Annotated in this window: 10 protein-coding genes, 1 tRNA gene and 1 pseudogene; 8 read left to right on the top strand and 4 right to left on the bottom strand. The window is 43.8% G+C overall.

What is annotated here, in order from left to right; all coding sequences use genetic code 11:
- Positions 1-24 precede the first annotated feature (24 nt).
- From BY457_RS02835 to BY457_RS02805, 6 genes and pseudogenes are all read left to right on the top strand, one after another.
- The gene (locus BY457_RS02835; protein WP_106151810.1) at positions 25-699 is read left to right on the top strand and encodes a TatD family hydrolase; all 675 of its coding nucleotides are present in this window, start codon (positions 25-27) and stop codon (positions 697-699) included.
- Positions 700-780: 81 nt separating this feature from the next.
- Entirely contained in the window at positions 781-1,491 is a 711-nt protein-coding gene (locus BY457_RS02830; protein ID WP_106151809.1) for a tRNA threonylcarbamoyladenosine dehydratase, read from the top strand.
- A gap of 121 nt (positions 1,492-1,612) precedes the next feature.
- Positions 1,613-1,903 (top strand): nucleotidyltransferase family protein, encoded by a 291-nt coding sequence (locus BY457_RS02825; protein ID WP_106151808.1) that lies wholly within the window; start codon positions 1,613-1,615, stop codon positions 1,901-1,903.
- 85 nt (positions 1,904-1,988) lie between these two features.
- Positions 1,989-2,249, top strand: a pseudogene (locus BY457_RS19315) (HepT-like ribonuclease domain-containing protein); the annotation flags it as partial.
- A 157-nt stretch (positions 2,250-2,406) separates the two neighbouring features.
- Positions 2,407-3,171: a sulfite exporter TauE/SafE family protein gene (locus BY457_RS02810; protein ID WP_258176535.1), complete on the top strand. Its 765-nt coding sequence runs from the start codon at positions 2,407-2,409 to the stop codon at positions 3,169-3,171.
- A 303-nt stretch (positions 3,172-3,474) separates the two neighbouring features.
- Positions 3,475-4,491, top strand: coding sequence for a branched-chain amino acid aminotransferase (locus BY457_RS02805; RefSeq protein ID WP_106151805.1), 1,017 nt, complete (start codon positions 3,475-3,477; stop codon positions 4,489-4,491).
- 32 nt (positions 4,492-4,523) lie between these two features.
- Here the strand turns inward: BY457_RS02805 and BY457_RS02800 are convergent, their stop codons facing one another.
- From BY457_RS02800 to BY457_RS02790, 3 genes are read right to left on the bottom strand one after another with little or no spacing between them, the layout of a single operon-like run.
- The gene (locus tag BY457_RS02800; protein ID WP_106151804.1) at positions 4,524-4,787 is read right to left on the bottom strand and encodes a DUF4834 family protein; all 264 of its coding nucleotides are present in this window, start codon (positions 4,785-4,787) and stop codon (positions 4,524-4,526) included.
- Between the two features lie 39 nt (positions 4,788-4,826).
- A complete protein-coding gene (locus tag BY457_RS02795) occupies positions 4,827-6,512 on the bottom strand; it encodes a S41 family peptidase (protein ID WP_106151803.1) in 1,686 nt (561 codons plus the stop codon).
- A 55-nt stretch (positions 6,513-6,567) separates the two neighbouring features.
- Complete coding sequence (locus tag BY457_RS02790; RefSeq protein ID WP_106151802.1) at positions 6,568-7,014, bottom strand: deoxycytidylate deaminase; 447 nt, start codon at positions 7,012-7,014, stop codon at positions 6,568-6,570.
- A gap of 329 nt (positions 7,015-7,343) precedes the next feature.
- Here BY457_RS02790 and BY457_RS02785 point away from each other — a divergent pair, with 329 nt between their 5' ends.
- Positions 7,344-8,990, top strand: a complete 1,647-nt coding sequence (locus tag BY457_RS02785; RefSeq protein ID WP_106151801.1) for a SulP family inorganic anion transporter — start codon at positions 7,344-7,346, stop codon at positions 8,988-8,990.
- Positions 8,991-9,060: 70 nt separating this feature from the next.
- Here BY457_RS02785 and BY457_RS02780 read toward each other — a convergent pair.
- Positions 9,061-9,144 (bottom strand) — tRNA-Leu (locus BY457_RS02780).
- 354 nt (positions 9,145-9,498) lie between these two features.
- Between BY457_RS02780 and recO the strand changes: the two genes are divergently transcribed.
- Positions 9,499-10,233 carry a DNA repair protein RecO gene (recO, locus tag BY457_RS02775; protein ID WP_106151800.1) on the top strand — a complete coding sequence of 245 codons (735 nt, stop codon included), beginning with the start codon at positions 9,499-9,501 and terminating at the stop codon, positions 10,231-10,233.
- Positions 10,234-10,459 lie beyond the last annotated feature (226 nt).

The following is a 10,459-nucleotide window of genomic DNA, read 5'->3' as shown; positions in this document are numbered from 1 at the left end:
TGGTTAACCTTCAAAGCCAGACCTATGCGATACCTTGATTTTCATACCCATACCTGGCCTGAAGAATCGGTTGAGATCGATGCTATTGTCAGCTGCGTTGCTCCGGAGCCCGTTTGCGATTATCAGGAGGGGATCTATCTTTCTTATGGAATCCATCCCTGGTATATTCAGGGCAACGATCCGGAGAAACTTCTGGAGCATGTAAGAGAAGCCGCACATTTCAATCGGGTTGTCGCCATTGGCGAAGCCGGACTGGATAAATTGAAGGGGCCACCCATGGATGTCCAGAAACGCTTATTCTGCTGGCAAATAGAGATTTCTGAAGCTGTGAATAAACCGCTCATCATCCATTCGGTTAAAGCAAACAATGAGGTGCTGAATCTTCGAAAAACCATGAACCCCGCCCAGCCCTGGATTATTCATGGTTTTAACGGTCATCCTCAGGAGATGGAACAGCTGATTAAGGCCGGGTTTTATCTCTCTTTCGGGCCAAAAATTCTTTATCCTTCCAATAAAGCGGCCGAATCTTTTCGTCAGATTCCGGAAGATCGTTTTTTTTTGGAGACCGATCATACCAACAAATCTATCGTGGCTTTGTATGATAAGGCTGCAGATATCCGGGGGATTTCTGTGAAGGTACTTGAAGAAGCCATCAGTAAAAATGGGGAGCAGCTGATTCCTGCACTGAAGCGTAGTTGAATTCATCATTTTGTCTCATCTCTAACTTCTAAAAATCTAACGATCTATTATCTTTGGCACCACTTGAAAAAATAAAAAATTATGGAGTGGCTGGAACGGACCGAACTGCTTGTCGGAAAAGAAAATGTTACAAAGCTAAATAAAGCTCACGTGCTGGTTGCGGGACTTGGAGGTGTCGGCTCCTGGTGTGCCGAAATGCTGGTGCGTGCAGGAGTTGGTGAACTTACCATTATTGACGGGGATGTGGTGCAGCCTTCAAATCGAAACCGGCAATTACCGGCTCTGGAAGCCACGCAGGGAATGCCAAAAACCGACGTGATGGTGGAGCGGCTCCAAGCCATCAATCCCGAAGTTATATTGCATCCGAGAGGTTTTTTTCACACAGGTGAGGATTTTGATGATTTATTGAAACAACCTTTCGATTATGTGGTGGATGCCATTGATTCCTTAACACCGAAAGTCCTGTTGATTGTTTCAGCGGTGCATCATGGCCAACGACTGATTTCTTCAATGGGGGCAGGAGGTAAACTCAACCCCGAGAAAGTGGAGATGGCCGACATCAGTAAATCATACCATTGTAAGTTGGCGCGAATGGTTCGCAAAAGACTGACTAAGTTTAATATTAAAAATGGATTTGATGTGGTTTTCAGCCCCGAGCCGGTGCATCAGTCTGCCGTTGTTCATACCGAAGGCGAACGAAATAAGCTGACTACTGTAGGCACTATTTCTTATATGCCTGCATTCTTTGGTCTGATGGCTGCTTCGAAAGTTATCCGCGAGTTGGTGAGGTAGAGTTATGAATTGAAAAGTTTCTTTTTTTTGAATAGATAGCGCAAAATATTAGTAGAAAATGAGGGGATTTGAAAACCAGAAAGTTCTCATTTATTAACTGAAAATTTTAATTTTGTGTAATATGATTTCATTACAGGAAATAATAGAAAAGCTGAATAGTCATAAAAGCAGGTTGTACAAAGACTATCCGATTAAATCACTGGGGATTTTTGGTTCTTTTTCGAGGAGCGAACAGAACAAATCCAGTGACCTGGATATTCTTGTAGATTTTACAGGGAAAATCGGTATCAGGTTTATTGATCTAGCTGATGAGCTGGAGGATATTACAGGGATGAAAGTTGATTTGGTTTCCAGAAATTGGATAAAAGAGAAGTACCTTAAATCAATTAATTCTGATTTAGTTTTTGTATAGACGGGATATAGTATTGCTTTTGGATGATATGTTTCAATCTGCCCTCAAGATTAAACGTTATACCCTTTAGTATAGTTATGAGCAGTTTATATCAGATGAAAAAACAGTTGATGCAGTTGTTCGTAATTTTGAGATAATCGGGGAGGCTGCAAACCGTATTGATGATGATTTTAAAATTCAGAATCCGGAGATTGAGTGGAAAAGAATCAGGGGTTTTCGAAATAGAATTGTTCATGAGTATTTTGGCGTTGATCATGAAATAGTTTGGGAGATTATAGTGTCCTATCTGGATGAACTTATTGAATGGTTAGAGAGGCTTATTGAGGAGCAAAATCAGAAAAAATAGGGCTTTATATTTTAGACTCGCCGGAAACGGTGGATGGTAAATGTTTAACACACATTTCATGGATGTGCAGTTGGCCTGCTTATGACTTCACTTCCCCATGTATGGCTCCATGCTCTTCCCTCCATCTTCTCTGCTCTTTTTTTCGTTTCTTTGCAGCATGATAGAATCGATTATTAATCCTTTACATACAAGTTGGGGAATTTGGTTGGTGACTTTATTCAGTGCCTGGCTCGTTGGTGTCTCCAAGAGCGGATTGAAGGGAATTGCCATGGTCACCATTCCGTTACTGGCACATTTTTACGGAGGAATGGCTTCTGCCGGCCTCTTGGTCACATTTCTGGTTTTTGGCGATCTGTTTGCCATTCGTTATTACTACAAAAGTTTGCGGTGGGAGCACATCAAAAAACTGTATCCCTATGCATTGGCCGGAATCGTCATTGCGCTGGTGGTGGGGGAGATGATTTCCGATAATCAGTTTCGCAATGTGATCGGGGTTTCTGTGTTGTTATGTCTGGGTTTGATTTTTTATCGTGACTATTCCGGCGGTCCGGATGGTTTTACACGAAAAAACTGGTTTGCCAGAATACTTGGAGTGACAGGTGGATTTGCCACCATGATCGGCAATGCTGCAGGGCCTATTTTTAATCTTTACCTGCTCTCCATGCGATTGCCCAAAGAGAGTTTTATCGCCACCGGGGCAGTATTTTATCTGAGTTTGAATATTCTGAAAATACCCTTGCACTTTTTTGTTTGGGAGTCCATTTCGACGGCCACTCTGCAACTAAACTTTGTGATGCTTCCGGCCGTATGGCTGGGGTCTGTCACAGGGAAATACCTGGTGCGTTTTATTCCTGAACGGGAATTCCGGATTTTTGTGACGGTGGTAATAGCTTTGTCGGCGGTGCTGTTGTTTTTTAAGTAGTTTCTGTCCATAAAGTACCATTTGCTGCGTTACGCTTGCCCGAAAATTCCTCATTTATTCAAGTAAACTGCGTATTTTCGGGCTAGCGCCACTGCTAAAGCTTTAGGCGGCACGCGGTCGCAAGCCTGGTAATTGGTACTTTCTTACCATACACATGGCTTTTTACAGACTTTCCCGGTTTTATAGACAGGCACTAAGTAGTTGTTCAAAAACATATTTACCAGCTGATTTTATTCATCCCTCTTTAGCGAAAAATCATTAACTTTAAACCCATTATTATGATTGTTTAAAACCAATATTGTCATGAACATAGACTGGCCAAACTTATCCTTTAGTTATCTGGATACCGACTACAACGTTCGTTGTTACTACCGGAACGGAAAATGGGGAGAACTGGAAGTTTCTTCCTCCAATCAGATTAATATTCACATAGCGGCCACTGCGCTGCATTACGGACAGGAGTCCTTTGAAGGGCTGAAAGCTTTTCGCGGGAAAGATGATAAAATCCGGATTTTCCGTGCTGCTGACAATGCCAAGCGGATGATTTCATCTGCTCAGGGCATTATGATGGCAGAGGTGCCGGAGGAACTGTTTGTGGAAGCAGTGAAAAAAGTGGTGTCTCTGAACAAACGCTTTGTTCCTCCTTATGAGTCGGGAGCTTCATTGTACATCCGTCCATTGTTGATTGGTTCCGGGCCTAAAGTGGGTGTTCAGCCGGCTGACGAGTTTTTGTTTATGGTTTTTGTAACCCCTGTAGGTCCTTACTTCAAGGAAGGGTTTAAATTGACCAATGTGGCTGTGATGCGCGAATATGATCGTGCCGCACCCCAGGGAACCGGGAATATTAAAGTGGGCGGCAACTACGCTGCCAGTCTGAAAGCCGGTATGCTGGCTAAAGATAAGGGCTATTCGGCAGTGTTGTATCTCGACAGCCGTGAAAAGAAATACATTGATGAGTGTGGACCGGCCAACTTTTTCGGGATTAAAGACAATACTTATATTACTCCGGAATCCAAATCTATTTTGCCATCCATCACCAACAAGAGTCTTATTCAGCTGGCACAGGATATGGGGCTCAAAACAGAGCGTCGTCCGGTTCCATTTGAAGAAGTAGGTACCTTCGAGGAGGTAGGGCAGTGTGGAACGGCAGCTGTAATCAGCCCGGTTGGGCGCATCGATGACATTGACAACAATAAGTCGTACAGTTTCTCCAAAGACGGAGAACCCGGCCCGATATCAAGGAAGCTTTACAATAAGTTGCGGGCCATCCAGTATGGCGACGAGCCCGATCCTTACGGATGGGTTACTGTAATTGAATAACGAATAAAAAAAGCGCCTGACCGGCGCTTTTTTTATTTGATCTCTTCATAATCCACATATTCACCCGGAGGGTTGTCGTTTCCTCTTTTTTTATTCTTTTTGGTGTTGTAATCGATGGTTACCTTACCCTCTTGAGATCGTTGTTTGTTTTCAAAATCTTTGCGTGATTGCTCCTGTTTCTTTTGCATTTTTTCTACCTGATTCTTTAGCAGATAAGGAAACAGGTATCTTCCAATCAGGCGAAACAAATAATAGATGATTATAAAAATCAGTAGTATTCTTGCCAGTGTTCCCATAATAATTTTTCTCTTTTCCTGATATTGCGATTTCGTCAATCAGTTTTCCGCAGTTATTTCTGCGGGAATTTCTTCTGATTGATTTTCAAATAAAACGGCTTCCAGATTGTTTGTTTGAATCAGCTCAATTGCTTTCTGCAACACTTCATCCTCTTCACTGATGATGGGGTAGAAGCCTTCATTGTCCAGGATGTTGCGTGCGATGTAAGCTTTGGTTTCCAGATCGATCAGATTTTTCGACCTTTGGAAATCACTGTGATGATATTTCACATCCTTTGTTTTTGCAAATTCAATCAATTGATTGCTGATATCTTGTTGATCCAAATGGTTTTTAAGTGTTTTTACATTTTCAAAAGCGGAAAGTTCTTCCCGGTTGCGATCGGCATACTCCAGTGCAAACTGGTAAATGGTTCCTGTTTCCCGCAGACGGTAGTAATAATCTGAATGGTCAGTAGTATCACGTGGTACAAATACATCAGGCATGATGCCTCCACCACCATAAACAGTGCGACCTCCAACAGTTTTGTATTTTAATGAATCATTGACGGAGATGCTGTCTTTTTCAAAAAATTCTCCATGTTCAAAACGTTCAATGATGTCGTGGTAATAGTCCTCTACGCCGTTGTCGTACGGTTTTTGAATAGACCTTCCACTTGGGGTGTAGTAACGGGCTACGGTAAGCCGTAATGCACCACCTGCAGGGAGCGAGAACTGCTGTTGCACCAGGCCTTTTCCAAAGGAACGACGACCGACTACGAGTCCGCGGTCATTGTCCTGCATGGCCCCGGCAAAAATTTCGCTGGCCGAAGCGCTGAATTCATCAATAAGTACCGTGACTCCGATGTCTTTGCAGGATCCTGAGCCATTGGCATATACGTCTTGTCTCGGGTTGTTGACTCCTTCAGTATAAACAATCATATCGCCTTTGCTCAGAAATTCGTTGACCATGCTGATGGCAATATCCAGGTAGCCACCTGAATTCCCACGTAAATCAACAATGATATCGCTGCAATTGTGAGCTTTGAGTTTTGCCAGGGCAGAAAGCAGTTCCTGATAGGTGTTGCGGGCAAAGCGGTTGATTTTGACATATCCAATGGAGTCGGTGACCATATAGGATACATCAACACTGTACATGGGGATGTTTCCACGAGTGATTTCAAAGTCAATGAGATCTTTTCGGTTGCGTCGCTGAACACCAACATTTACTTTGGTTCCGATGTCTCCTCTAAGCATTCCTACCACATCATTGGTGGGCATATCTACGCCGGCAATTACAGAGTCGTTTACAGTGATGATACGGTCACCCGGCAGGATGCCTACTTTTTCAGATGGCCCTCCGGAGACAACACTTACCACCATTACGGTATCATCGGGCATGCTGAATTCGACTCCTATGCCGCCAAAGTTGCCTTCCAGCTCCTGATTGGCAGCCTTCAAATCTTTGGGCGGGATGTAAACACTGTGCGGATCCAGGCCTTCCAGTACTTCAGGGATGACATCTTCAACCAGTTTCGATGCGTCCACACTATCCACATATTGTTCGTCGATGAGGTTGATGATGGTTTGAAGTTTGCCCGATTCGGGAGCAAGCATTAAGCGTTGCCCCGACGATCCGTTTCCGGAAGGATTGGTAATGCGTCCGATAAACATTCCGGCAATCAGCACTGCTGCCAGCACCATGGGTAGATATATTTGTCGTGCGGTATTCTTGTGTTGCTCGTTCATTTGTTGACTGTTCTTATAGTTTTAGCAATTCCGGAGTAGTAACAAAAACTGTTCCTTAATCAGCGGCTTTTTCGGAATTGCGGGATTCCAGCTGTACCACTTCAATGTTGGCTCTTCGCAGGAGGTTTACTCCATCTTCGACGCGGTAGTTCTCTGAGAAAACAACTCTGGTAATACCGGCCTGAATAATCAGCTTAGAACATTCCAGACAGGGGGATGAGGTTACATAAAGTGTAGCCCCATCGCTGCTGTTTCCCGACCGGGCAACTTTGGTGATGGCGTTGGCCTCGGCGTGCAATACGTAGGGTTTAGTTTTGTTGTCTTCATCTTCGCAGATGTTTTCAAATCCGGATGGTGTGCCATTGTAACCGTCGCTGATGATCATTTTGTCGCGTACCAGTAAGGCTCCAACCTGACGGCGTTTGCAATAACTGTTTTGTGCCCAGATGCGGGCCATATCAAGGTATCTGCGATCCAGAATCTGCTGTTTTTCGTTGCTCACAGGGTAAAGAATTGATGATTAATACTCTTCAGTTGCTACAAAATTAACAAAGAATGTGACTTGGAAGTTGATACAGTTCCAAAAAGATCGAATTCTTTTTGGAACAATCTTTCTATTTTTCGGTTGTCATTAAGCCTGGTTTATTCGTAAGTTTTCGTTGTGAGATGTTGAAATGCCAATAAATTAGGGCAACCGCAGATAAAATTGATGAAGGAAATAGTAAATTATTTTCAAGTCACTTTTATCGAGGACGCCTGAATTTAGCAGGCAGTTGAACATCGTAACAGATAATTTATGAATAAACCAGGTAAGATATTTTAAACAATCTCATGTCAAAATATATAGGAAAGATAAAAAGAGGCGACATCTACGGGGGGCTGGTGGCCGCTATTGTCAGCATCCCCATTGCGCTTACTTTCGGAGTTGCTTCGGGTGCCGGTCCGGAAGCCGGACTTTACGGAGCGGTGATCATTGGACTTGTTGCCACGCTTGCGGGGGGCAGCAAAACGCTTATTTCTGAGCCTACCGGCCCCATGGCTGTTTTTATGACGGCTGTTTTTGCATCCAACGTCACTGAATACGGGCTACATCAGGGAATGATTTACTCTTTTACGGTGGTTTTCTTCGCAGGAGTGTTTCAAATCCTGCTTGGTTATTTTAAGTTGGGGCGTTACTTCCGGTTGATGCCCTATTCTGTTATCAGCGGCTTTATGTCGGGCATTGCTCTGATTCTGATTGTCATGCAGCTGCCGGCTTTTTTGGGACATGATGCCGTGAAAGGTGGAATTGTGGGATTGGCGAAAAATATTCCGGAACTTTTGCAATCGGTCAATTATCCGGAGTTATTGATTGGTGGTAGTGCCCTTCTGATACTTCTGATTTATCCCAAACGGTGGCAGGGGCGTTTCCCCTCTCAACTTGCGGTGTTGCTCTTTTTCAGTCTTCTGGTGTTTCTTATTCCGGGCCTGGGAGAGATCCGGCTCATTGGAGCGTTTGATCTGGGATGGCCCAACTTTAATTTGCCGCTGATGCCGCTGGATCACAATTGGAGTTCTGTTTTTCTGGATGCTTTCCTGCTGGCCTTGTTGGGCAGCATTGATACCATTCTCACCGCCCTGATTGCCGACTCACTGACCCGCGAGGAACACAACAGCAACCGTGAACTGATGGGGCAGGGGCTGGCCAATCTCTTTGCAGGACTTCTGGGAACATTGCCCGGAGCCGGAGCTACGATGGGAACGGTAGTTAATATTCGCACCGGAGCCCGAAGCCGCTGGTCCGGAATTATGCGTTCGGCATTTCTGGTTATCCTTATTTTCGGGGCCGCACCTTTGATTCAGTATATTCCGCTGGCCCTTTTGGCTGCCATTGCATTTAAAGTGGGGATCGATATTTTGGACTGGTCATTTATCAAGCGGGCCCACAAAATTAGTCAGGGAGCATTGTTTATTATGTATGGGGTGCTGCTGGTGACCATTTTTGTGGATTTGGTAATCGCAGTCGGGTTGGGCATTTTTGTGGCCAATATGCTGACCATCGAAAAACTCAGTCACCTCCAAAGCTTTAATCTTCGTATGATTTCAGATAGCGTGGATACCGCCCCTTTATCTGATGAGGAAAAAGAAATATTCGATACAATCAGAGATAAGGTTTATCTGTTTTACCTAAGCGGACCGATGATTTTCGGAGTGGCCAGAGCGATTCAACGAGAGCGAAAAAACATTGCTCCATGCAATCACCTGATTCTGGACCTTCAGGATGTAACCCATCTCGACACGACTGTTTTGCTGGCCATTGAGAATATGGTGGACGAGGCCCTTGACTTCGGGAAAAGCGTTTATCTGGTTCCCGGTAGGCATTTTATAGAGAAACGACTGCGAAAACTAAAGCTGCATCAGAAAGTTGGAGAAGAGAATATTTTTCACGACCGCCTGAGTGCTTTGCAGTATGTGGAGCAATTGGCAAATGGGGGGTGATGCGAATTAAGAAAGCCTCTGTTTACTGCAAAAAAAAGCCTGACAATCAACTTGTCAGGCTTTTTCTGAGTACCCAGGGCCGGGATCGAACCGGCACGATATTGCTATCACTGGTGTTTGAGACCAGCGCGTCTACCAATTCCGCCACCTGGGCATTGCTGGTTGCAAAATCAATGTTTTGCGGGTGCAAATATAAAACATTCCTTTGGTGTTGCAAACAAAAATTCCGGAATTAATTGATTACTTTTTTATGGTTAAAATGAAAAACACCGGCAATGTGGTGTTTATTGCGCTTTTTTTATGCTTCGATAGTGTTCTGAAAAAGATAAAGGAATGACTGCTAATGTTCAGCCCTGCGGCTTCTCTCCCAAGAGCTAAGAGGCATGAGCTAACAGCTATCACCAAATCTGCTTTTCTAATATGCCTTATATGGTTTAATCCTTTTTATCCTCTTCCGTGGTTCAATTACTCTTATCTTTGTATTCTCAAAGAAAATTATTCGACGTTGATGAGTACACTGATTAAAACTTCCGGAATAATATTGGATCACGTGCTGTATCGTGAGACCAGTGCCATTATTCATATTTACACCCGGGAGTTGGGGCGTCAGAATTACATCGTGAACGGGGTCCGGGGCAACAGAAAAAGCCGGAAGACCATTCTTCTTCAACCTCTTAATCGTGTAAAACTGGAGGTTTATCATTCGCCCCGGAAAGATCTTCACCGGATAAAGGAATTTTATCTGGACCGTCCTTTGGTTAATGTTCCTTATCACCAAAGCACAAGGGCTCAGGCTTTCTTTCTGGTGGAGGTGTTGGCAAAAGTCCTGGTGATGCAGGATCCGGCAGCAGAGTTGTTTGATTTTTTAGACCAGTCTTTGGATCTGATGGATTCGGGAGCCGAAGGAACCGAAAACATTCATCTTTTTATTTTATTCCGCCTCACACATTTCCTGGGCTTTTATCCCAACCATAATGTTATTGGGAGTCGCTATTGGTTCGATTTGAAAAACGGAGATTTCACTAGTCATGAACCTGCCCATCCTCTATTTCTTAATCCCGGGAAAGCCGCACTTTTTAACCGGTTATTTGATGTTGATGTTTTTACACTGAAAGAGATTGCAAAAAATGCCTCTGAAAGAAGTGTAATTTTAAATTCACTACTCGATTTCTATCGGCTTCACACCAACAGCTTTGGTTCGTTAAAATCCCTTGAGGTACTGCAAAGCATGTTTCATCAGTAGATAATCTATCTAAGTTGTTGGTCTGATGGTATTCGTATAGCTGGTTATTTACATTCTCTTGTGCCTCCGCTAATGCTAAAGTGACACGCAGTTAGAGACAAACTTTTCCTTGCTCGTTTCTTTAGTATTTGAAGTATGGTTTTTTCATTCTGGGTTTTTATGAATAAAGCCGGTTAGTGCTTCAGTAGGGCAGGTGGTCAATTAAATAGGGCTTTCTGTCAAATAT

The sequence above is a fragment of the Marinilabilia salmonicolor genome (genome assembly GCF_003003035.1).
GTDB lineage: Bacteria > Bacteroidota > Bacteroidia > Bacteroidales > Marinilabiliaceae > Marinilabilia > Marinilabilia salmonicolor_A.
The sequence above is the reverse complement of the archived record's forward strand: the minus strand, read 5'-3'. Positions and strand labels throughout refer to the sequence as shown.